Origin of the sequence: Enterobacter sp. DNB-S2 (assembly GCF_019443845.1) — a bacterium.
In the GTDB taxonomy this organism is placed as follows: Bacteria; Pseudomonadota; Gammaproteobacteria; order Enterobacterales; family Enterobacteriaceae; genus Enterobacter; species Enterobacter asburiae_B.
The window spans coordinates 1255538-1277062 of record NZ_CP050520.1 but is presented as its reverse complement, the minus strand read 5'-3'; the positions used below and the strand labels follow the sequence as shown (position 1 = coordinate 1277062).

23 protein-coding genes and 2 pseudogenes are annotated in these 21525 nt (G+C 52.8%); 11 read left to right on the top strand and 14 right to left on the bottom strand.

Annotated elements, in window-relative coordinates:
* Position 1: 1 nt before the first annotated feature.
* From HB664_RS06000 to HB664_RS05985, 4 genes are read left to right on the top strand one after another with little or no spacing between them, the layout of a single operon-like run.
* Positions 2-1873: an amidohydrolase gene (locus HB664_RS06000; RefSeq protein WP_219940485.1), complete on the top strand. Its 1872-nt coding sequence runs from the start codon at positions 2-4 to the stop codon at positions 1871-1873.
* A complete protein-coding gene (locus tag HB664_RS05995; protein ID WP_214538774.1) occupies positions 1873-2280 on the top strand; it encodes a DoxX family protein in 408 nt (135 codons plus the stop codon). Before HB664_RS06000 ends, HB664_RS05995 begins: the two co-directional genes overlap by 1 nt.
* Entirely contained in the window at positions 2277-3896 is a 1620-nt protein-coding gene (locus HB664_RS05990; protein WP_094935530.1) for an MFS transporter, read from the top strand. The genes HB664_RS05995 and HB664_RS05990 overlap by 4 nt, the downstream gene beginning before the upstream one ends.
* A 30-nt stretch (positions 3897-3926) precedes the next feature.
* A complete protein-coding gene (locus tag HB664_RS05985; protein WP_219940484.1) occupies positions 3927-4748 on the top strand; it encodes an alpha/beta fold hydrolase in 822 nt (273 codons plus the stop codon).
* A 108-nt stretch (positions 4749-4856) separates the two neighbouring features.
* Here HB664_RS05985 and fosA read toward each other — a convergent pair whose 3' ends face one another.
* Complete coding sequence (gene fosA, locus HB664_RS05980; RefSeq protein WP_219940483.1) at positions 4857-5282, bottom strand: FosA/FosA2 family fosfomycin resistance glutathione transferase; 426 nt, start codon at positions 5280-5282, stop codon at positions 4857-4859.
* Positions 5283-5481: 199 nt separating this feature from the next.
* Between fosA and trpS the strand changes: the two genes are divergently transcribed.
* Positions 5482-6486, top strand: a complete 1005-nt coding sequence (trpS, locus tag HB664_RS05975) for a tryptophan--tRNA ligase (RefSeq protein ID WP_219940482.1) — start codon at positions 5482-5484, stop codon at positions 6484-6486.
* 576 nt (positions 6487-7062) lie between these two features.
* Entirely contained in the window at positions 7063-7320 is a 258-nt protein-coding gene (locus HB664_RS05970; RefSeq protein WP_258235878.1) for a hypothetical protein, read from the top strand.
* 172 nt (positions 7321-7492) lie between these two features.
* Here the strand turns inward: HB664_RS05970 and HB664_RS05965 are convergent, their stop codons facing one another.
* Entirely contained in the window at positions 7493-7960 is a 468-nt protein-coding gene (locus tag HB664_RS05965) for a SymE family type I addiction module toxin (RefSeq protein ID WP_080940379.1), read from the bottom strand.
* A gap of 300 nt (positions 7961-8260) precedes the next feature.
* Between HB664_RS05965 and HB664_RS05960 the strand changes: the two genes are divergently transcribed.
* On the top strand, positions 8261-9130 hold the full coding sequence (locus tag HB664_RS05960; protein WP_219940481.1) for a phosphorothioated DNA-binding restriction endonuclease: 870 nt from the start codon (positions 8261-8263) through the stop codon (positions 9128-9130).
* A gap of 180 nt (positions 9131-9310) precedes the next feature.
* On the opposite strand, the gene HB664_RS05955 is transcribed toward HB664_RS05960, so the two are convergent.
* From HB664_RS05955 to HB664_RS05900, 12 genes and pseudogenes are all read right to left on the bottom strand, one after another.
* Positions 9311-10318, bottom strand: coding sequence for a restriction endonuclease (locus HB664_RS05955; protein ID WP_049017154.1), 1008 nt, complete (start codon positions 10316-10318; stop codon positions 9311-9313).
* A 258-nt stretch (positions 10319-10576) separates the two neighbouring features.
* Complete coding sequence (locus tag HB664_RS05950; protein WP_049017155.1) at positions 10577-10918, bottom strand: TA system toxin CbtA family protein; 342 nt, start codon at positions 10916-10918, stop codon at positions 10577-10579.
* Positions 10919-10938: 20 nt separating this feature from the next.
* A complete protein-coding gene (locus tag HB664_RS05945) occupies positions 10939-11280 on the bottom strand; it encodes a type IV toxin-antitoxin system YeeU family antitoxin (RefSeq protein ID WP_219940480.1) in 342 nt (113 codons plus the stop codon).
* Positions 11281-11290: 10 nt separating this feature from the next.
* Complete coding sequence (radC, locus tag HB664_RS05940) at positions 11291-11833, bottom strand: DNA repair protein RadC (RefSeq protein ID WP_219940479.1); 543 nt, start codon at positions 11831-11833, stop codon at positions 11291-11293.
* 12 nt (positions 11834-11845) lie between these two features.
* Positions 11846-12289 carry an antirestriction protein gene (locus HB664_RS05935; protein ID WP_047365977.1) on the bottom strand — a complete coding sequence of 148 codons (444 nt, stop codon included), beginning with the start codon at positions 12287-12289 and terminating at the stop codon, positions 11846-11848.
* 30 nt (positions 12290-12319) lie between these two features.
* Positions 12320-13141 (bottom strand): DUF932 domain-containing protein, encoded by an 822-nt coding sequence (locus tag HB664_RS05930; RefSeq protein WP_049017158.1) that lies wholly within the window; start codon positions 13139-13141, stop codon positions 12320-12322.
* Between the two features lie 120 nt (positions 13142-13261).
* Complete coding sequence (locus HB664_RS05925) at positions 13262-13735, bottom strand: hypothetical protein (RefSeq protein ID WP_049017159.1); 474 nt, start codon at positions 13733-13735, stop codon at positions 13262-13264.
* 71 nt (positions 13736-13806) lie between these two features.
* Positions 13807-14260, bottom strand: a pseudogene (locus HB664_RS05920) (hypothetical protein).
* A gap of 35 nt (positions 14261-14295) precedes the next feature.
* Entirely contained in the window at positions 14296-15012 is a 717-nt protein-coding gene (locus tag HB664_RS05915; protein WP_048291793.1) for a YafY family protein, read from the bottom strand.
* A 243-nt stretch (positions 15013-15255) separates the two neighbouring features.
* Entirely contained in the window at positions 15256-16131 is an 876-nt protein-coding gene (locus HB664_RS05910; protein ID WP_219940478.1) for a GTPase family protein, read from the bottom strand.
* A gap of 194 nt (positions 16132-16325) precedes the next feature.
* Entirely contained in the window at positions 16326-17342 is a 1017-nt protein-coding gene (locus tag HB664_RS05905) for a hypothetical protein (RefSeq protein ID WP_048291791.1), read from the bottom strand.
* A 287-nt stretch (positions 17343-17629) separates the two neighbouring features.
* The gene (locus tag HB664_RS05900) at positions 17630-18547 is read right to left on the bottom strand and encodes a hypothetical protein (protein WP_048291789.1); all 918 of its coding nucleotides are present in this window, start codon (positions 18545-18547) and stop codon (positions 17630-17632) included.
* Positions 18548-18962: 415 nt separating this feature from the next.
* Here HB664_RS05900 and HB664_RS05895 point away from each other — a divergent pair, with 415 nt between their 5' ends.
* From HB664_RS05895 to HB664_RS22790, 4 genes and pseudogenes are all read left to right on the top strand, one after another.
* The gene (locus HB664_RS05895) at positions 18963-19541 is read left to right on the top strand and encodes an inovirus-type Gp2 protein (RefSeq protein WP_048291786.1); all 579 of its coding nucleotides are present in this window, start codon (positions 18963-18965) and stop codon (positions 19539-19541) included.
* 107 nt (positions 19542-19648) lie between these two features.
* Complete coding sequence (locus HB664_RS05890; protein WP_049243962.1) at positions 19649-19855, top strand: AlpA family transcriptional regulator; 207 nt, start codon at positions 19649-19651, stop codon at positions 19853-19855.
* A 95-nt stretch (positions 19856-19950) separates the two neighbouring features.
* On the top strand, positions 19951-20574 hold the full coding sequence (locus HB664_RS05885; protein ID WP_058771415.1) for a hypothetical protein: 624 nt from the start codon (positions 19951-19953) through the stop codon (positions 20572-20574).
* Positions 20575-20741: 167 nt separating this feature from the next.
* Positions 20742-21187 (top strand): annotated as a pseudogene (locus HB664_RS22790) (inovirus-type Gp2 protein).
* Positions 21188-21525: the final 338 nt, after the last annotated feature.

Here is a 21525-nt window from a genome sequence, read left to right as displayed (position 1 = left end):
TATGGTTACCCTTGGTAAAGCCGATCTCATTCTGGTTAACGGCCAGTTTCACACCGTCGATCGCGAGAACCCCGTCGCGGAAGCCGTTGCCGTGCGCGACGGAAAATTTCTGGAAGTGGGTACCGTCGCCGAGGTGATGCAACACCACTGCGACGGCACCAAAGTGGTCGACTTAAAAGGCCACACCGCCATCCCCGGCCTGAACGACTCGCACCTGCACCTCATTCGCGGCGGGCTGAACTACAACCTTGAGCTGCGCTGGGAAGGCGTGCCGTCGCTGGCCGACGCCCTGCGGATGCTGAAAGAGCAGGCCCTGCGCACGCCGTCGCCCCAGTGGGTGCGCGTGGTGGGCGGCTGGACCGAGTTCCAGTTTGCCGAGCGCCGCATGCCGACCCTCGATGAAATTAACGACGCCGCGCCGGATACCCCGGTCTTCATCCTGCACCTGTACGACCGCGCCCTGCTCAACCGCGCCGCGCTGAAGGTGGTCGGCTACACCAAAGACACGCCAAACCCGCCGGGGGGCGAGATCCAGCGCGACGCCAACGGCAACCCGACCGGGATGCTGATTGCCCGTCCGAACGCCATGATCCTCTACGCCACGCTCGCCAAAGGGCCGAAGCTGCCGCTGGAGCAGCAGGTGAACTCCACCCGCCAGTTCATGCGCGAGCTGAACCGCCTGGGGCTGACCAGCGCCATCGACGCGGGCGGCGGCTTCCAGAACTACCCGGAAGATTACGAGGTGATTGCCGAGCTGCACGAGAAAAAGCAGATGACCATCCGCATCGCCTACAACCTGTTTACCCAGCGTCCGGGCCACGAGCTGGAAGACTTTGAAAAATGGACCGACATGCTCACGCCGGGCCAGGGCAGCGACTTCTTCCGCCACAACGGCGCGGGCGAGATGCTGGTCTTCTCCGCCGCCGATTTTGAAGACTTCCTCGAACCGCGCCCGGACCTCGCGCCGGGGATGGAGGACGAGCTGGAGCGCGTGGTGCGCCATCTGGTGGAGCACCGCTGGCCGTTCCGCCTGCACGCCACCTATAACGAATCCATCAGCCGCATGCTGGACGTGTTCGAGAAGGTGAACCGCGACATTCCGTTCAACGGCCTGCACTGGTTCTTCGACCATGCAGAAACCGTTACCCAGGCCAACATCGACCGCATCAAAGCGCTCGGCGGCGGCATTGCCGTGCAGCACCGCATGGCGTTCCAGGGCGAGTACTTTGCCGAGCGCTACGGCATCGAAGCCACCCGCCACACGCCGCCGGTGGCGAAAATGCTCGAGACCGGCGTGCCGGTGGGCTTAGGGACGGACGCCACCCGCGTGGCGAGCTACAACCCGTGGACCGCGCTCTACTGGCTGGTCTCCGGCCGCACCGTCGGCGGGATGCAGATGTACGACCATAGCGCCCGTCTGGATCGCGATACCGCCCTGATGCTCTGGACCCAGGGCAGCGCGTGGTTCTCCAGCGAGCAGAATCAGAAGGGGCAGATCAAGGTCGGCCAGCTCGCCGATCTGGCGGTACTGAGCAAAGACTTCTTCCGCGTGCCGGAAGAGGAGATCAAGGGCATCGAGTCCGTCCTGACGGCGGTCAACGGCGATATCGTTTACGCCGCAGGCGCTTTTGGCCCGCTCGCGCCGCCGGCCATTCCGGTTCTGCCCGAGTGGTCCCCGGTGGTGAAGGTGCCGGGCCACTACCGCAGCGCGCCGCCGCAGGCCGCCCGCGTCGGGATGAGCGCCATCCATCACTGCAGCGGCCCGTGCGGGGTTCACAGCCACCAGCATGATTTCGCCCGCACGTCAGAGATGCCGGTGTCCGACGATAACGCTTTCTGGGGGGCGCTGGGCTGCAGCTGCTTTGCATTCTGATGAAAAACACCTTTGCTCCGCCCCGGGTCGACCTGGGGCTGTTCTTCCTGCGCCTGACCGGCAGCCTGCTGCTGCTGTACGTGCACGGCCTGCCGAAGGTGCTGCACTTCAGCGAAGAGCTGACGCGCATTGAAGATCCATTCGGCTTCGGGCCTTACGCCAGCCTGATCCCGGCGATTGTCGCCGAGGTGATTTGCCCGCTGTTTATCATTGCGGGCGTGTACACCCGCCTGGCGTGCGTGCCGATTATCGCCGTGCTGCTGGTGGCGATGCTGGCGGTCCACCCGAACTGGTCGATTGCCGAAGGGCAGTTTGGCTGGCTGCTGCTGATTATCTTCACCACCCTCGCCCTCACCGGGCCGGGCCAGTGGCGGCTGCAGCGTAAGACAGCGGAGAGGTACGCATGACGCAGGTTAACGACGTTCGCGACGCACACGTCGAGACGACGCCCGCACCGACGGTTTCGCCCTGGCAGCCGCTGAGCCAGCCGGTGTTCCGCATGCTGTGGATCGCCACGGTGGTCTCTAACGTCGGCTCATGGATGAGCGACGTCGGTATCAACTGGAGCATGCTGACCCTGAGCACCGACCCGCTGGATATCGCGCTGGTGCAGGCGGCCAGCAGCCTGCCGATGTTCCTCTTCGCCCTGCCGTCCGGGGTGATGGCGGACATCGTCGACCGACGTAAATACCTGCTCTTCTCCCAGCTTTGGGTGTTCATCGCCGCCGCCGGGCTGACGGTGCTCTCCTTCACCGGACACGTCACCCCCGCCGTTCTGCTGGTGGCGACGTTTCTGCTGAGCGTGGGCGCGGCGATGAGCTCGCCGCCGTTTCAGGCCGTGGTGCCCGATCTGGTGAGCAAGCCGGAGCTGGGCGCCGCCGTGGCGCTGAACTCGCTCGGGGTGAACATCAGCCGGGCGATTGGCCCCGCGCTGGGCGGTTTTCTGCTGTCGCTCGCCGGGCCGTGGATGGTGTTTGCCCTGAACGCGCTGTCCGTGGTCGGCGTGGCGTGGGTGCTGTGGCGCTGGCGTCCGGCACCGTCCATACAGCGCCTGCCGCCGGAGCACTTCTTCTCCGCGGTGCGCTCCGGCATCCGCTACGTGCACGCCGCGCCGGTGCTGCGCAACGTGCTGGTGCGCACCGTGGCCTTCTTCGTTTTCGGCAGCGCGGGCTGGGCGCTGCTGCCGCTGGTGGCGCGCCGCGAGCTGGGCTTAGGCCCGGCGGGCTACGGCGTGATGCTGGCGTGCATTGGCCTGGGGGCGATTGCCGGGGCCATTCTGCTGCCGCGCCTGCGCCAGCGGCTCGACGCCGACCGCCTGATGGTGGCCGCCAGCCTGACCTTTGCCCTCACCATGCTGGCGCTGGCGTTCGTGCGCCACGTCTGGCTGCTCAACCTGTTTGAGTTCTTCACCGGCTTCGCGTGGATTGCGGTGCTTTCAACGCTGAACCTCGGCGCGCAGCGCAGCGCCGCCCGCTGGGTGAAGGCCCGCGCGCTGGCGGTTTACCTGACGGTGTTCTTCGGCTCGATGACCGCGGGCAGCGCCATCTGGGGGCAGATCGCTTCCCGCTTCGGCACCCCAACCTCGCTGGTGGTCGCCACGCTGGGGATGGTGCTGGCGAGCGCGACGGTGTTCCGCTGGAAGCTGGGGAAAGATCCGGATCTGAACCTCGACCTGAGCGGCCAGCCGCTGGACGGCGTGGAGATCGATCTGCCCAACGAGCGCGGCCCGGTGCTGGTATCGCACGAGTACATCATCGACCCGAACAACACCAAGGCCTTCCTGGAAGCCGTACACGAGTTGCGCCGGGTGCGCCGCCGCGCCGGGGCGATGAGCTGGGCGGTATACGAGGATATTGAGCGCCCCGGCCTGTTTATCGAGACCTTCCTGATGGGCTCCTGGATTGAGCATCTGCGCCAGCAGGAGCGCCACACCATGAATGACCTCCTGCTGCAGAGCCGAGTTCTGGCTTTTCATCAGGGCACAACATCACCGGCAATACGCTACCTGGTCGCGCCGGTATAACCATAATCATCACCTGCACAGGAACACACTATGGCAACGTTTAAGGCAAAAGACGGCACGCAGATTTACTACAAAGATTGCGGCGCGGGCAAACCGGTTCTCTTCAGCCACGGCTGGCCGCTGGACGGCGACATGTGGGACAGCCAGCTGAACTACCTGGCCGAGCGCGGCTTCCGCGCCATCGCCTTTGACCGTCGCGGCTTTGGCCGCTCGGATCAGCCGTGGAACGGCTACGACTACGACACCTTTGCGTCCGACATCAACGACCTGATCACCACCCTGGATCTGCGCGACGTGACGCTGGTGGGCTTCTCCATGGGCGGCGGCGACGTGACCCGCTACATCAACAACTACGGCAGCGCGCTCGTGGCCGGTCTGGCGCTGCTGGGCGCGGTGACGCCGATCTTCGGCAAATCCGACTCCTTCCCGCAGGGTGTGGATCAGAGCGTGTTCGACGGCATTCGCGACGGACTGCGTAAAGATCGCGCCCAGTTCATCAGCGACTTCGCGACGCCGTTCTACGGCATCAACGCCGGGCAGACCGTTTCCGCCGGAGCCCTGACCCAGACGCTGAACATCGCCCTGCTGGCGTCTTTGAAGGGCACCATCGACTGCGTGACCGCGTTCGGCGAAACCGACTTCCGCCCGGATATGGCGAAAATCGACGTGCCGACGCTGGTGATCCACGGCAGCAACGACCAGATCGTACCGTTTGAAAGCACCGGCAAGCTGGCGGCGGAGATGATCAAAAACGCCACGCTGAAGGTGTACGACAACGCGCCGCACGGCTTCGCGCTGACCCACCAGGACCAGCTTAACGAAGACCTGCTGGCGTTTGTGAAGTCGCTGTAATTTTTTCCAGGCCGGGTAAGGCGCAGCCGCCACCCGGCGCTTTCGCTCCGCCAGCGTCACGTAGCCAATGATTGCTGAGACAGGACCTGCAGGCTGAAGGTGCGCGGCTCAAGCCTCGTCTGAGGTAAACACCATGCCCGCATAGGGCTTCTCCCGACACGCCGCCAGCCGCGCGGCGAGGCTGCCCACGTGCAGCTCCAGCTTGTGCCCGTCCGGGTCGAGAAAATAGAACGACGCCCCCTCGCTTTTGTTCTGCTTCCAGACGGTGACGCCCGCCTGCTCAAGCCTTTGCGAGAGCGGTTCAAAATCTTCTTCCACCACGGTAAACGCGTAGTGGGTGTAGTCGCTCTCCTGCGGCGGCACGTACTGGCGCGCCTCGTCGTACGACAGGCAGACCCACAGATCGCCGCAGGTGAGATAGGCCCCGGTATTCCAGCGGGCGTGCAGCGTCAGCCCCAGCAGCTCGTGCCAGAAGGTGACGCTTTTTTGCAGGTCGCTGACCGCGAGGGTCAGATGGTTGAGAGATTGCATCATGACGTGCCCTTTTGTTTTTCGCGCCGGACGTGGTACGGTAAAGAGATGAACATAAACCACGCCGTGCTCACCGTAAACCGCTGGTGGCTGCCTTCTTAAAGGCGGCACGGAGTTGTTTTCCCCATTTTCAGATAGCCGCCGAAAGGCGGCTTTCACATTTCTAAGACCCCTTTCGGCAACTGCACATTAAGGAGTCTTTATGAACGCAACCACCATCCTCACCGGCGACCGCCCAACCGGCCCGCTGCACCTTGGCCACTTCGTCGGATCGCTGCGCCAGCGCGTGGCGCTCCAGCAGACGCACAGCCAGTTTGTACTGATCGCCGACCTGCAGGGGCTGACCGACAACGGCAGCAACCCGCAGAAAATCCGCGACAACATTCCCGAAGTGCTGGCCGACTACCTCGCCGCGGGCATCGACCCGAACCTGACCACGATCTGCCTGCAGTCCGCCCTGCCCGCACTCGCCGAGCTGACGATGCTGTATATGAACATCGTCACCGTCGCCCGCGTGGAGCGTAACCCGACGGTCAAAAACGAGATTGCGCAGAAGGGTTTTGCCCGCTCGCTGCCGGTCGGGTTTATGGCCTATCCCATCAGCCAGGCGGCAGACATCACCGCGTTTAAGGCCGAGTGCGTGCCCGTCGGCGACGACCAGCTGCCGATGATTGAGCAGACCAACGAGATTGTGCACAAGATGAACAGCCTGCTGCCCGCCCCGGTGCTGCGCCACTGCAAGGCGATGCTGAGCGACACCAGCCGCCTGCCCGGCATCGACGGCAGCGCCAAGATGTCGAAATCGCTCGGCAACACGCTGCACCTTTCGGCCAGCGAAGAGACCATTCATCGTGCGGTCAGCGCCATGTACACCGACCCGAACCACCTGAAGGTGAGCGACCCGGGGCAGATTGAGGGGAACGTGGTGTTTACGTATCTCGACGCGTTTCATCCGGACAGGGAAAAAGTGGCGGCGATGAAGGCGCACTATCAGGCGGGCGGGCTGGGTGACCGGGCGTGCAAGAACGAGCTGGAGGGGTGTTTGCAGGAGCTGATTGCGCCGATGCGGGAGCGGAGGGCGATGTACATGCGGGATAAGGGGGAACTGATGGCGATGCTGAAGCGCGGAACGGAACGAGCACAGGGGGTGACGCAGGCGACGTTGAGGGAGGTGAAGGTTGGGCTGGGGGTGCCGGTGTTTAGTTAAGTTGGAATTAGCGGTGGAGTGAGTGGGAAGAGTACGAAGCCGCTAACTCGATTATTACGGAAATAAACGAGGCGCAATAAAGTATTAAATCCTTTATTAGCCAATGCCGTTTATCATTCTTTCAGGAATGCTATATTCATGGCTTCTTTATATTTTTAATGCGCGGCGTAAAATGATATGAGTAAGTTTATTATTTCCATGCTGAATACGTTACTGTGTGTTTTTGTGATTGCACTGTGCCTCATTTGCTTAGGCATCTCTGATAACTGGAAAGAATGCACTCTAGCTATAATCATTATTTTAGGAGGCACACACCTTACTTGTGTTTTACTGAATCGTGTATTGCCTCATAAGTTATCTATCTTAGAAGGAATACTGGAAGTATTGGGAGGACCACTATTAGTTATAGGCGCAATTGTGTGCTTTGATATATTCGAACCCTGGCCGCTAAAAATCATTGGGATGTTTGTGTGGATTGTTTTGATTTTTTTTGTACCTTCAATAATAAGCCCCAGGCGTTAACTCGGTCTATTAATCAATGTCTACGTCATTTCTTCACCCACGGAATCCAACATAATGTACCCCACTCTTTCGCAGGTCATTGAGATTGTACGTCAGTCCTCGGGACATCATCGCAAGCGCATTGATGAGAACCCCCTAATCGAAGCCGACTTTGATATATGCGGCATGGATGGCGATGCACTGATTGAAGACTGCGAGGCAGCGTTTGGCGTTACGCTTGTCACTGAAGAAGATGGCTATGAGAAAACTTTTTCCCTCGCTGAAAACGAGTTTCTTTTTAGCACCGAGGGCATAGATTACTTTGGTATCTGACGCTTAGTTCGCAGGCTACGAGGCATTCCGGAACCTGTGATACGCGATTTAACCGTTGGCGAACTCCATGCTGTGCTGGTTAAGGCTGTGAAAAAACGAATACATCATGATTGAGTGACTTCTAGCATAGTGCGGGCATGTGCTCACATGCCCGCGCATACTGGCTTGAAGTTTAAACAGCCTGCCCACTGCCACGCTTAATCACCGGAACATCGCCTGTATCATTCAGCGCTCCCGGAAATGTTTTCAACCACTGTGCGACTTTCTGCTTATTAATATTCACCACACTCATCCCTTCCAGGCATCCCCATAATTCTCTTGTATGCTGTGGCGTAATCACGATGCAGTCTTTCATGGCGCGGATTTTTACGGGCATGCCGTTGATAAAGCCCGCACGGGTTAACCACTCGCCGCCCAAAAGAAGGTATTTCATGTCTATGCGTGCATAGAGTTCACAGCAGGCGGCACTGTCCTGAGGCGTTTCCGCGCGCGGATGGACGGGCGCCGCGTTGAGCTGGTTGCCGTGTAAACGGCGGGCGCTGTTTTTGCGTACCAGCTCGCGGTTTTCAATCATGCCGGTGAAAGCGTCTGATTCTGTTTTGCAAACAGTAAACTCTGGCTTAAAATTCGTCGCAGCCATTTTCAACTCCTTGTAAGTTGTTTGTGGTTAGCGGTATGGGGGTGTTGCAGCACCTTCATATCGCGAATTCTTCGTTAAATATTCTTCGATAATTCCTTTGCCTTTCGGCGTAATTTCTGGTGCTCATTATACAGGGCTGAATATAAATACAGCGGTATGGTGTGGGGTAAATTTAGAATTTGCGAGGGGGATTCAGAAAATAAGGTTGAGTGCGGTAAGGTCATGTTTTTGTTAGTTGCAGGTTGATTGGTCTGGGTTTTGCGAGCATCATCGCATTTATTTACCTTCTACCGTAACGCGATGGCTTCCAGCAAAACTCTCGAACAGGCAATTGCCGACATCACCATCTGGCGCAAAGGCGAACAGCGTGCGCCGCATAAGCCTTTATTGCTTCTCTACGTGCTGGCGAACTATCAGCAGGGGCATGCGCGATTGTTTGATTATGGAACCGAGGTCCACGAGCAGTTGCTTAGCCTGTTAGAACGTTTTGGCCCGCAGCGGAAGGCGCATTACCCGAATATGCCCTTCTGGCGGCTGAAAGGGGACGGTTTTTGGGATCTTCAGAACACTAAGTTTTGTTCGACCACTGGCAGTAAGCAACCGCCCGTTAAAGAACTTGTGGAACATAACGTCGCTGGCGGGTTTGATGCAGAACACTTTGCGCTCCTGAGTAAGAACAAAAACCTGATCGGCTCGCTCGCGCAGCAGATCCTTGAAGCGCACTTTCCTGAGAGCATTCAGGAAGAGATCGCGGATGAGATGGGCTTTGATATTCAGCAGATCCGTAAGGGTCGCGATCCGCTGTTCCGCCAACAGGTGCTTCGCGCTTATAACTATGAATGTGCCATCTGCGGATTCAACATGCGGCATGATAACGCCTCCGTTGGACTCGAAGCCGCGCATATCAAGTGGAAGCAGTTTGGCGGGCCGTGTGAGATCCCAAACGGACTGGCGCTGTGTGCGATTCATCATAAGGCGTTCGATAAGGGATCGATTGGGCTGGATGAGAGTATGCGGGTACTCGTATCTGAGGCGGTGAATGGGGGCGGAATTGTTGGGCGGCTGTTCTGGGATTTTGCCGGGAAGCAGATTGCGCTGCCGATGGTGAAAGGGAATTATCCAAGGGAGGGGTTTGTGGAGTGGCATCGGAGGGAGGTATTTAGAGAATGAGTGCGAAGGCCGGACTCGAATTTCACACCTAATAGACTGATATCAATGTTTTTTAGAAACAGGGTTAAATAGTTATACCCGCACTTGTACCCACACGTTGTAATCCGTATAAAAAATTGACATTTCGAGTGGGTATAAAGCCATAGCAGTAGAACACTGTTATGGCTGTCGAAGCAAGACTCAGGCAGGCAGGAACGTTTTCTTCAGAGGCACCAAAAGTTTAGTCTCGATATCAACTTGTTCGTAGTTCTCAATAAGCGCACGGACGAGATCATCAAGCGTCCAGAGCGTTAGTGGTATCGTCGAACGGTCGGCTTCATATCGAGCATCTTTTGTAAAACCACCGGTACTGACATAAAGCCCGCGATCATCTTTATGGCGACCTCCGATAAAGCTGCGGATCTGTTGGCTTCCCATTTGCTCCCTGCGATGTTTTACCTCAACGATAATACGTGGATTTTCAAAACCGAATCCATCAGGTGAAGCAATGATATCTTTACCCCGATCGGCTCCCGCAGGTGACACCTGCGTTTTATAACCCATACTGCGTAAAACTCCGGCAACCAGATTTTGCATCTCGTCCCAGTCAAGAGAGTTAATGCGATCTTTGATACCTTCAAACGCGAGCATTTCCATATCGCGGAGCGGATCAGAAACGACCTCATCTTCATCCATCGCAATTGGATTCTGTGTAATCACATCTACAGTGGGTTTCTTATCCTGCAAAAGCTCTTCTAGAGCATATTCTGGAAGCTGGAAAACCGTCAGCGTAGAGCCCAATGTGTTTTTGGTAGCAACAGACAATCGATCGCGATCGATTTCTTCAGTATTCCATTTTACCTGTCGAGCGATTCCCATCCCCTCTTCCACCCATTCAGGGTGGTACTGGAAATCAGATGTAACTTTACCTAGCAGATAAGTACGGTTGGCAGGCGAATAGGTAATAACCCAATCACCCTTTTGGATTTCGTTCACAAAACGCCAGACCTGCGATGCACCAGAACGCGCAGTTCCCAGCTTTGTTAATGGATCTGCCTCCTGGTATAAGGCGAGTAACTGAGCTCGGGACAGGCCGGGTTTGACTAATGGAGCCAGCTGAGACCAACCGATGCCTACAATTTGCTTATCGCGAAAATCGTCATAGAGCTTGCCGCCGTCACCACGGATCATCCACATTCTGTTGCCCATAGCCGTCCCTTCATGAGGAAAAGAAATTAAGCTGGATCATAAGCTTGTTCGCAGTATGCGTCAAAACCATCAATAACGACGGCCCAGCATTCCCGGATTGTGCTTGCGATAATGTGCCCAGTTAAAATTACAGCTTCAATTTGCATGATATTTCGTCCATATAAGCAAAAGCACCGGCCAGTATCGGCAGGTGCTTTCTGGAATGAGTAAATAAGTAAGGAAAGCTGCAGTGTGAATCAGAAAGGTTATTCCCAATGTTCACTGTGCCGCGCTAATACGATTTCTTTTCAATAAACCAGTTGCCTGCCGCGCCCGCAGAATATCGACTGCCCGCAGATATGGGGACTGTTCCTGCCAGTTGAATCCCCTGCGATCGATACGAACCAGTTCGTACTTTTCTACCAAAAAGTTAACGGCATCGGCCAAAGTTATACCGGCATCGATATGTTCCTGAATTACCGTTTCATCACTGAATGGTGTGTCGTTGAGTGTCAGGCCATAATGTTGTTCCAGCAGGCATGCAAGCAGCATTTGCCACACTGCTACGGGCGACAGACATAGCGTCGCCGCCTGCGGAGTTGTTGCAGGTAGAGTTTTCATATTTGCTCTTGTGAAAGTAGTTAACGATGAGTGGGGTAAACGGCGATGTATACGTAGCCGCAACTGCCAAGGGTATCGGCTTCGCAGGTGAAACCATTGTGGTACAGGGTGACACAGTGGGCATGGCGAGGATTCATTTCACCAGTAGTCAGCATCGATTCCATCTGGCTGATAAAATGCGGGAATGCCACATCCAGCTTAAGACATTCTGCTTCGCTGAACTTACCGGTGATACTGGCCCGGTCAGCCAGATAGTGCAGCCGGTTTCCCACCTGTACCAGACGAGCGACAAAGCAAGGTGTCACATTACGATTCAGACCCCACTTGAGAAATGAATCGTTCTCTGAGTCAGTATATTTCATTGAAGTGCCCTCATATCCAGCCTCGCTCTGCAAACGACACAATTCCATCTGAACCGATAACCAGATGATCGAGAGTGTTCACATCAACCAGTACCAGCGCTTCTTTAAGCCTGCCCGTAATGTTGCGGTCACATTGGCTGGGCTCCGGATCACCCGATGAATGGTTATGCGCCAGCACAACAGCAGCAGCATTGAAGCGAAGCGCTGACTTCACCACCTTACGGGGATGGACCTGGACATGGTTAACCGAACCGGCAAATAGCGTTTCACTCTCCAGTAAACGGTGCTGGTTATCGAGATAGAGCACCATAAACACTTCCCGTTCTTGTCCTGCCAGCAGTAACCGAAGCCAGTCACGGGCAGCCGTGCTTAAGGTAAAGGACATGCCGGGCTGACGCAGATATTTATCCAGTAGATTGATAGCGCGGCGAATGGTGCGTTGGGCATAGGGAGTTAATCCGGAGGTCGCAGGTAGCAAATAACCATGCGGGGCCATAATCGCCAGTGGAAAGAGTTCAGGCTGCGTTGACACCGGGGATAATGCGGTATTCATGTCAGGTATTCCTCAGTCGATTAGATGCATAATGGCGCTGCATTCCGGATGGTTTAGCGCGTAGTCGCGTAAGAGATAATAGTGTTCAGTCATCGCGTCACACTCGGTGCGACAGGCATGGTGGTTGTAAGCCATCAGACAGGCGACCATCCCTGCAGCTTCACTGGTAAGCTCTGCGCCATTGCCGTTCATGCTGTTGAACAATGCCCACGTCTTATCGTGCTCTGACTCAGGAGCCATGAAAGCACCGCCGTTGCTGAGTGTCGAAAAGCGCCAGATACCACCGTGGTAATCGGCACACAGCCGATCCATCCAGGCGAAAATGCGAGGTTCAAGGGTTATCCATTGTGGGATGGAGCCAAAGTGCTGCGGCCAGAAGCCGATGCGTAGCTCGTCAGGGACCACCGAGGCAGTAATTGCGGTATGCTCCGCGAACTGATGATTTTGTGTATTCATTAAACTATCTCCTTATGCCGGAACTGTTGTTTAACGCCCGAAAAAATCGAGCATGTTTTCTGCCATTACCCACAGGGCACGATTGAGCTTCACATCACCATCAATACCGGTAACAGCACGGGTGCGGCTGCTTTTCCCCTGTGCGGTTCGCCCTGACAGACCTCCTTTCATCAGGTTCTCCTGCACGCGCTGGTAGACGGTCCACAGGTCATCGCTGTAGTCCTCCCGGCGACGTGGGGTCAGCAACTGCGATACCGTGACCGGCTGGTGGTCTTCACCAAAGCGATACTTCAGCGCGGCATTCGCCAGGGCGTTACGGGCGGGTTCTGGCAGTGCCAGTGACTGCATTACATCGCGCTTCTCCTCCACCCGGTCAAATACACCGAGCACTTCGTAAGCCCCTTCAATCACCTTCTCAACAACATTCCCTTTATGCGGTACCCGCACTTCGCCGAATGACTGGCCGCAGACCAGGCCGTTGGTACAGACGCCGCGAAATAGTCCCGGCAGCATCTGGTAGCTCGAGGAGCCGTCATGGCTGTTGAGCAGGATGATTTCCGGTACCTGATGCCCGGTAAGTTGACCGGCACGACGCAGGCGAAGCATGTGTTTGGTGTGTTCCCGCTTGCTCTGGTCACGGACCTTTGTCTGGCAGGCAAAGAACGGCTCAAAGCCTTCACGCTGCAGGCTTTCGAGGATGGTGATGGTCGGGATGTAGGTGTAACGGTCTGAACGAGATTCATGCTTGTCACTCCCGAACACGCTGGGGACATGACTCATCAGCTCTTCGTTGGTCAAAGGCCGGTCACGGCGTATCTGATTTATACGGCCAAAGCGGCTGGCTAATCGCATAGCTAACTCCTTATCTGATAATCAAATAAAAACAAAAAAGGCCATGTTCCCGAAGGAGCATGGCCTGTTGCTATCTGGTGTTGGTATGTTGTGGGGTGGAGAGGTCTGAAATGTAAGTAACTAATCGCTGTAATGTGTGGTCCGGCATTCACTGAGGTCAGACAGCTCTTTCTGCGTATTCTTCAGCCCCGGACTGAAGGTGCCGACTTTTTTATCGTTGACGTAAACATCAAAATTCGCAGCCTGGCTCAGGGCGTCAATAAATGACACCCAAGCATTGTCACCGTTTCGCCAGCCCAGGGATGACGGTAACGGATACTGACTGTTATCCATGACGACCGTTATTTCCGTCCCGTCGTCATGAGAACTTACTGATGTTCCATCAGGCAGGGTGAGATCAACACCGTGTTGCAGAATATTCTGCGCATCCGGATTGCCAGTACAGTTCAGATTAAACACCACCTTATCCGGGCTGGTAATGATATATTCGGTCACGCCCATCCCAAAACCACTCGTCCACATATTGGGAATAGCCTGTGCTGTTGATACAGAAGCCAGCATAGCTAATGTAACTATTACGTAAGGCAGTCGCATAATGTTGTCCTCAAATCATGTAATAAAGCTTTTGTTGTTTAAAACAATAAAGTAATGAAAAAACAGTTGGATTATTTTATTTGTTTGTAGCGAAACGCTTCTTTCCCGGCATAAATCCCGACGAGATCGTCATAACGAGGGTCCTTTTTATTCGGGCGGAACGTTACTTTCATATCCGGACTGCACATATCCTTTATGGTCAGATTGAATTCTTTACCTGGCGTAATGGTATACCCTATTGCCACATCGTCTTTACTGGGAGTGATCCACCCCCATATGCCACCCGGACAATCTCTGGAAGGTTTTCGAGCGAACAACAATAAACCATCCCATTGAATCCACTTCCGTCGCTGTACACAGTTTTCTGACCTGTCGGTGAGCATCGCACCAGAAGATATTCCCACTCTTATTATTCACTGCCGCAGGCAGGAACCCGCTATAAGGACGTGCTGCATGAGCATTACCTGCGATAAGTAAGGGGAACAACATGACTGGTAGTAAAGACAATAAGTTCAATTTTTTCATTGCATTAACCTTACATTTAATTATGGAGACCATCTCTAATCAGTTTGTCCGGATTGCCCCCGACTTTCTGATGGAGAAAATGAATTCAGCGACTGTTGAATAAAACGGAAATGAGGTAAGGCTAAGATAAAATGTTTGTCCTCCGACAGCTGATGGAGAAGCTCACTGCGAATAAATGTTTCCCGGGATGGCCTTACCAGATGAATCTCATCCAACCGGAAGACACGTAATTGCCTGTTATATTCAGCGACCAGATACCAGTAACCATCCAGGGCGATTAGCCGGTAAGGTGCAACGGCCTCATGACGCTCCCCTTCAGTCAGAATGGTGATGCGCTGACATCCCGAAATAGCTCTGACCAGCCTGTAGAAGCAGAGCTTTCCTGCGGGGGGATGAGGTCTGTCCTGATGCCATACCAGACAAGGTCGCTCATCACAGTCCAGCAGGCTGCTAACCAGTCGTCGGTCAAAGCCCGGGAAAACCCCGGCCAACCCCGTGCGGTCAGCAAAGGTCAGAATATCTATTTCCTGCCGCGTACTGTGAATATCTGAGCGCAGACTGCACTGCCCCTGGTAGTAATCCAGGTCGAGATACATCAGACGTTCCCGAAAGTCACGACGTAACGTGCGCTCTGACACCCCGAATTCAGTTGCCAGTTTGCGAATAAACAGAGTTTCACCGGACACCAGGCGGCTGATAATCAACGACAACCTGACGGCAAGCCGGTCATGTCGCCGCTCCTGAAACGTCATGAAAGATTTCTCCTGAGAAGTTAACTCTCTGAATTAATGCTGATTACTTTAAAGGAAGGGATGGACAGGGTATGGACAACATCGGAACTATTTTTTATGAGCAGCACGGGCTTGTGGGCGCTCGTCTGACAGATAATGATACTTCGCCTGATTTAATTGATGATAAAACGTAGTGGAAAGGACGTGTCCACAATCAACACATCATTAACAACCAGTTCATCATTCGCAGAGAAAATTGCGATATCAGAAGAATATCCAGACCCAGACGGCCCGTGCGACCGACACCACCGCATCACGCACGCTACGAATCACCGTTTTCAGCGATGCAGGCATGAACGAAGATGATTCTGCTGTATCGAAAACCCGGCCCACAGCTTCACCAAAATCGTTACGGGCTTGCGACTTTACCGGCTCTGTGCATAGCCTCCCGTGCAGTTGTGTCGCTACCGGGCTGGTGGCGCGGTCAGGCAGACAGCGCATCATGGCTGCCACCATCTCCTCAATGCCCCAGCCAGTGCGGGCTAACACCACACAGACCGGATGATGCGGTTTAAACATCGCCATAATTGCAGCCTGCTTCGCTTTAAGATTTCCCAGTTGGTGCGGTGAAGGTTTGCTGGTGAGGGTATCCCATTCATAACAGGGTTCGATTTTGTCGGCCTGGTTAATCACAAACTGTACCTTTTGCCTGTAAGGTTGCATCACGCCGTGCCACAACTGCTCGTCCACGGTCAGTGCCCTATCATCGGCCTTAATGATCCACAGCACCAGATCCAGCTCCGGCAGGATTCGACGGTACAGGGCCCGGTACTCATGATCCCGTCGCCCGCTTTCACCTACACCCGGTAAATCGACAATCACCAGACTGTGACAACCGCTGCACAGCCGGAAGCGCAGTACGTCGCGAGTACAGGCGTTCACGTCACTCACCGGGGACACCTCGCCCCGGAAAAGTTCGTTGCAGAGAGAGGATTTACCAGCACCACTTTTGCCCATGATGCCAATCACCGGCTCGTAGTGAGTCAGGTTCTGGATACGTTCAAGAATAAGCTGGCGAAGCGTGCACGGAAGCGACGCGAGCGGTTGTTCAAAGGCCTGAAGGCCGTCAGGTTTATTCATACAGTAGTCTCAGCGTGAAAAATTAAAAACCCCGCGATCCAGTCAGGAAGGCGGGGGGTTCACAGAGATGATATCTATCTGAAATTATTTTGAATTTTAGATTATTACGTAAAGGACTTTGTGTAGTCTAGGGCTGAAAGATGTCCGCTTCGTACCAAAAGCGGAAGTAGCTAACAACAGCCTGTGTTGATAGGTCATATGTGCCTTTTCGTAATTTTTACTGCCTTTGTCAGAGGTTTATCTGCGAACTGAGATCCTATCGCCTTGCCTATCTCCGTGCGATAATTCTCCATGCTATGAGCAGCGGTTTTTGTACTCAAAAATCTGGTCCAATTGCATAGATCACTCACAAGCCATGAATTTAAACTTGTGTCTATGTACTCTTCACCGTTGGTGGCGAACTCATTAGGGTGGTCGCAGAAACCATATGAACGTGGGGGAACGGTTGGTACTAAATCACCAAGTCGGCGTATCTGGATTGGATAATTGTCGAAACAATTCAGATAGAAACCAGCATCAGCATACCTTGGTGCACCGAATATACACGCCGTAGCTGGCCATTGTGTTATCAGAGACTTCGATACTGCCGCTACGGCTCCGCCCAGTGAATGGCCAGCGAGTACAACATGCTCGATAGATGAACGGTCTGCTTCAGGTATTGCGTCAAAAATGCGCTTTGTTATCCGAACGGCTTCTTCCGCAAAACCACTATGCAATCCACCAGATATAATTTTTTTATCTTCAATGTGGCAATGGTCAAACCAATGATATTTTGTTACGCGGTGAGCGGAATCCACGCGCACAAGCTCTGCACGTAAGTTAACCTTCCAGTCGAACAGCAGTGCCGTACCACGGAATCCAATGAACATAATCCCGTCGATTACCACTCCAACCACTACAATCCCTGCAGATGACGCAATGAAGGGTTTTGGTAGTTCCGCATCAATGAAAGCTTCGAAAACATTTTCACTGCCCCGGATACCTTGGTCGACCAATATCTGATAGCCTTCACTCGGGACTCTGTAGAGCTTTGCGCGTTTATGCTTATCCACTTCCCATTCTGGTACCAAGTGATAAGACATTTCGGCAAAAAGCGCGGCAAGGTATCTCAGTTCCGGAGCATTCACATTAAGCGGGCTGTTCTGTGTTATGTTGAGAGCTCGGATCAGCGTGTGAATTTCATTAAAAGCGAAATCTTCCCACCTATTCATTAATATTCCTCAATTCTCAATCGCATTGACAAATACAGAGGCTATCACCCAGCATTACCAGAATGCTAGTATTCCTTCTGCAGCCTCTAGAGTTACGCCATTAATTGTATTTTTCGATTCAAAACGTCCGCTCCTCGCTCACAGCTGACCTTCAACTCAGTTAGCTTATACGCTTCGAGCCAGAAGCAGACACTCTAGTAAGCATGCAACCGCTCCAACTTCCATACCTCGCCATATTAATCCTTCACAATGAGAAATCAGACGAAGAAACCACTGGGATCACAATGCTATTTAGCAGATCGCCGATAAGATTTTGCCGCCTGCCAGGCATGTTTCATCTTCTCAATAAACTCCAACTTCTCTTCAGGTTGGACGTTCCACACATCTATAGCCGCAATAATCATGTCATAACGCATAGACGTATTATAAGGGCGAAGATAGCCCGCTATTCGTCCTTTTCCTTTGAGATAGTCCCAGAGATATACTAACTGAGTTTCATCATCTCGTGACATCCAGTCAAAATCTGTCAGAAAAAAATCATATTGCTCAAGCCAACGCTCATGCAGTTTTCTGAAATAAGAGATCTTATCTCCAAGTGAGCATGGAGCTTCATCAATATACCTCATCACACCATTGATGAGTTCACGCTCAGTTACCGGAGTGGGGTTGTACAGATCGGTACTTGCTCCCGCGTTCAGATAAAATCGGGAGAAAACACGTTTCGGTTTTTTCGAAGCAGTAGCCTGTGGATTTGTTATCAGATCCCAATCAATATCGTCCAGGTCGAAATTAAATTTAGAGAAATCAAGCTCTGTGAGGATATTATCGTTCATTAAAAGAGAATTAAAACCACCTGAACAACCGACGTCATTCCCCAATCCACCAAGTGTCAACCCTGCAGATTTTACTGGGTATTCGAAAATATAATGGTGAGCAAACCACGATGCTCTTGGTGAACCTTTGAAACAATCAAAATAATCTTTATCAATCAGTTGCAGGTCGGCCCATTCTTTAAGTGTTTTCCGCGCAGCTTTGATTCTGTCCTGATCGCCAAGAAAATGTCGTTCAAGTATCTGAGAGATCAAACGTCGAAAATCATCCGGCGTATCATAAGTACTGCACAGTAACGAGTGATCTGTATTGAAAAAACTATCCAGCGCTTTTAGGTACATTATCTCGCTGCGGATCATATCGTAATGCAACATCGTCTCTTCCCTCTGCTTCTGACTCCCAAAAACAGATTAGCATGAGTACCTTTTTGTGTGGTGGAGTCTAGTCACAGACCTGAAGAATGACTGATTTTTAACTGATATCCTGCTGATTTTATTGTGATAATGCTCTGACTTATTACTGCGTTATTCCTGTGGTTTTACTCTACGAATCTCCTCTGTTCACCTCATTAGAATCGTTCAACAGCAGATATGAACATTTGGGTTTTTAGTATAATTAAGGGGCACTTCCTGTTTCTATACCACCCTGTTCACAACGCCTCCCCCCAATCATTAACCCTGTCTGTCATCCCCTGGATACACAGTTCCCTGTATCTGCCATATCTCCGCTTCTCTTAAAAATTACATCTCATCCCAATCCTTTGTACTCCACCTGACAAAGGATAAATCAATGCACACACCTTACCCTTTCAATTCCAGATACACGATGAACTGGTTTCTACTGTCTCTACTCAATGACCACCTGAATCAGCTACTGAACCGATACTCCCGAATACAGGCACTCAGACTCGACCTGTTCTATCAGAAAGGTACAGAGCGTTATAAACGTCATTCATGGTATGAAACCGAGCGAGAGGTACGCATGCTGGTTGAACGCACCATGCAGCACACAAATCTGGCTGGGTATTTCTGGGTACTAGAGAATTCTGTAGACCACGGCTGCCATGCCCATATCGTGTTCTATCTCGACAGGCACCTTAACCAGGCTACCTACCCAATAGCTGAGAGAGTAGGAACAATATGGCGGGAAATAACGCGACGAGAAGGCTATTACAACCGCTGCGAATACAAACCCTCTTATGAAGTCAGTATTGATAGACCGGTGAACTACGATGATACCGAAGCCATTGATAACCTGCGCTACATTATCAGCTATCTCGCCAAAGAAGAGCAAAAGCACGGTCACTATCACTACGGAGCCAGTGAGGTACCGCCCCCCAGTGGACTGGGGCGTCCTCGCACGTTGTAACTTACGTTCTGCACTTTTTTACGTATCAATCCATTGATGTGGAAGGGCTGGTAGTAACGAGCAATCAACCACCAGCTCAGAATAATCCCACAATGGAAGACAGCATTATGACAGAACAAATTTCTTTGCTTGATAACCAACTGGTGGATATGCGGTTCCTCACGAAGCTAACGGGACTTACGGATAAATGGTTCTATAAGCTGATTAAAGATGGTGACTTCCCCAAACCAGTCAAACTGGGGCGCAGTTCTCGCTGGTTAAAGAGCGAAGTAGAAAACTGGCTTCAGGAACGCATTAACCAGTCCCGTAAATAACACCACTCTGACCTAACCCCCGGCAAAAAAATAACTATCCGAGTCGTTCGGAGGTTTTCTGCTGTCTGTCATTAAAGCCAGAAGGAATATGAACAATGAAAGATTACAAACCACGTTACGAAGAACTTTATAAATATTATCAGGTCTGGTTGACTGATTTTACGAAGCTGACGGTCAGATCGGGTATGTGTCACCAGAATATCTACCACCATCATACCCTGACGGTTGGCAGCCTTAAGTTTCCGGGAGAGGAAGAGGTTATTGCTATTGTCCCCCAGTGCCTGCACCGGATTATTTATGGCAGAGCAGCAGCCCCACTGACTGTTAATGATGACCTGAGTGTCAGTTTATTTACCCAGGAGCATCTGCTGGCTCACCATCCAATGCTGGAGGGGGTTTTGCTGTCTGAGTGCGTGCGTTTAAAACAACGCCCTCTGGCAAATAAGCTCATCAGTCTGTTCCGCCAGTTCGGCGGTAGCGAGCTGCGCCTGAAGCTGGTCTGGCTGTGCTGGTACGATTTGATGCTGGGTAATTGCCTTGATGACTGGACCGACAACCTCAGGTTCAAAAAAGACAAGGAGATGGATATCTGGATCAATGACCGGCAGGCTGAAAACCCTGCGCTGACCAGTCTGATGGACGAGTATGTCTGCTTTGCATGGCGGACGACAGCGGAGCCACTGAATCAGGCTTCATCCATAGTCATGCAAGGGATTTGAGGGTTATTGGGGAGTGAAAATTAATTTAGGTTAATTAATATAATTAATAGGCACTCCCTTTTTACAACCATCCTCTTAATCCATGCGGTTCCCCCAGCCATGGCTCTTCCTTAAGGCCAGGTGCATTCCATTGACTGGCCCTCGCCAGCACTAAAGAAATTCATCCTATGCAAAACAAACAACGATGGGAGCCAGACTGGTTTCGACAGTCACTTCTGAACAACCATATCGACAAACTGATAGAGCGCTATTCCTGCCTGCTGGCACTCCGAACAGATCTGTTTTACCAGGATCATACCGCTAAGTTTTTCCTGCGGGATCATCGGCAACTCGAATGAGATATCCGAAAGCTGATGAACCGTATGATGCAACTCGAAGCGGTGGTCGGTTTCTTCTGGGTTATCGAATGGACAGAAGACCACCACTACCATGCTCATGTCGTGTTCTGGCTGGATGGTAGTAAAACTCAGAATACCTATCCCTGGGCACAGCAAGCCGGTTTGTACTGGTGTATATGACCAAAACCCAGCAGAAATATGGGCTGTTACTGTTCGGTTGCAATGAGGTCCCCGAACGACCTTCAAGCAGACGGCCACGTAAGAATGTCTTCTAAGTAAGGCAATTTTTTACGCCAGCATCTCATCGTGTGAGAACCACACTACTCCCACCCTCATAACACCTTTAAACCATCCAACCGCACGGTGTCTGTCAGTCCTGCTGGGACGGTTAGACCTGCGAATTGTCTGGTAGGAACCAATACTATTTTTGCCAACTCCTTGATTGCTTTCGACGATAACGCTCTGGCCCCCTCAGGGTCAGGATAATTGCCGACAAAGAAAACTGAGATTTATGCTGGCAGAACTAGTGTCTGCACCACTGTTTTTTCTGGCACTGCGTTTTATGTAAAAATGATTGCGATGGAAAAAAATACTGCCTGACCTGTGGTGTTGT

Excerpts from the sequence above, each read along its gene's own strand:
- HB664_RS05990 (WP_094935530.1), top strand. The coding sequence starts at position 2,277 with ATGACGCAGGTTAACGACGTTCGCGACGCACACGTCGAGACGACGCCC.
- HB664_RS05960 (WP_219940481.1), top strand. The coding sequence starts at position 8,261 with ATGGCTTCCAGCAAAACTCTCGAACAGGCAATTGCCGACATCACCATC.
- HB664_RS05895 (WP_048291786.1), top strand. The coding sequence starts at position 18,963 with ATGCACACACCTTACCCTTTCAATTCCAGATACACGATGAACTGGTTT.
- HB664_RS05970 (WP_258235878.1), top strand. The coding sequence starts at position 7,063 with ATGTACCCCACTCTTTCGCAGGTCATTGAGATTGTACGTCAGTCCTCG.
- HB664_RS05905 (WP_048291791.1), bottom strand. The coding sequence starts at position 17,342 with ATGAATAGGTGGGAAGATTTCGCTTTTAATGAAATTCACACGCTGATC.
- fosA (WP_219940483.1), bottom strand. The coding sequence starts at position 5,282 with ATGATGCAATCTCTCAACCATCTGACCCTCGCGGTCAGCGACCTGCAA.
- HB664_RS05955 (WP_049017154.1), bottom strand. The coding sequence starts at position 10,318 with ATGGGCAACAGAATGTGGATGATCCGTGGTGACGGCGGCAAGCTCTAT.
- HB664_RS05985 (WP_219940484.1), top strand. The coding sequence starts at position 3,927 with ATGGCAACGTTTAAGGCAAAAGACGGCACGCAGATTTACTACAAAGAT.
- HB664_RS05900 (WP_048291789.1), bottom strand. The coding sequence starts at position 18,547 with ATGTTGCATTACGATATGATCCGCAGCGAGATAATGTACCTAAAAGCG.
- HB664_RS05885 (WP_058771415.1), top strand. The coding sequence starts at position 19,951 with ATGAAAGATTACAAACCACGTTACGAAGAACTTTATAAATATTATCAG.
- HB664_RS05915 (WP_048291793.1), bottom strand. The coding sequence starts at position 15,012 with ATGACGTTTCAGGAGCGGCGACATGACCGGCTTGCCGTCAGGTTGTCG.
- HB664_RS05945 (WP_219940480.1), bottom strand. The coding sequence starts at position 11,280 with ATGAAATATACTGACTCAGAGAACGATTCATTTCTCAAGTGGGGTCTG.
- HB664_RS05935 (WP_047365977.1), bottom strand. The coding sequence starts at position 12,289 with ATGAATACACAAAATCATCAGTTCGCGGAGCATACCGCAATTACTGCC.
- HB664_RS05950 (WP_049017155.1), bottom strand. The coding sequence starts at position 10,918 with ATGAAAACTCTACCTGCAACAACTCCGCAGGCGGCGACGCTATGTCTG.
- HB664_RS05890 (WP_049243962.1), top strand. The coding sequence starts at position 19,649 with ATGACAGAACAAATTTCTTTGCTTGATAACCAACTGGTGGATATGCGG.
- HB664_RS06000 (WP_219940485.1), top strand. The coding sequence starts at position 2 with ATGGTTACCCTTGGTAAAGCCGATCTCATTCTGGTTAACGGCCAGTTT.
- trpS (WP_219940482.1), top strand. The coding sequence starts at position 5,482 with ATGAACGCAACCACCATCCTCACCGGCGACCGCCCAACCGGCCCGCTG.
- HB664_RS05910 (WP_219940478.1), bottom strand. The coding sequence starts at position 16,131 with ATGAATAAACCTGACGGCCTTCAGGCCTTTGAACAACCGCTCGCGTCG.
- HB664_RS05925 (WP_049017159.1), bottom strand. The coding sequence starts at position 13,735 with ATGCGACTGCCTTACGTAATAGTTACATTAGCTATGCTGGCTTCTGTA.
- radC (WP_219940479.1), bottom strand. The coding sequence starts at position 11,833 with ATGAATACCGCATTATCCCCGGTGTCAACGCAGCCTGAACTCTTTCCA.
- HB664_RS05995 (WP_214538774.1), top strand. The coding sequence starts at position 1,873 with ATGAAAAACACCTTTGCTCCGCCCCGGGTCGACCTGGGGCTGTTCTTC.
- HB664_RS05965 (WP_080940379.1), bottom strand. The coding sequence starts at position 7,960 with ATGGCTGCGACGAATTTTAAGCCAGAGTTTACTGTTTGCAAAACAGAA.
- HB664_RS05930 (WP_049017158.1), bottom strand. The coding sequence starts at position 13,141 with ATGCGATTAGCCAGCCGCTTTGGCCGTATAAATCAGATACGCCGTGAC.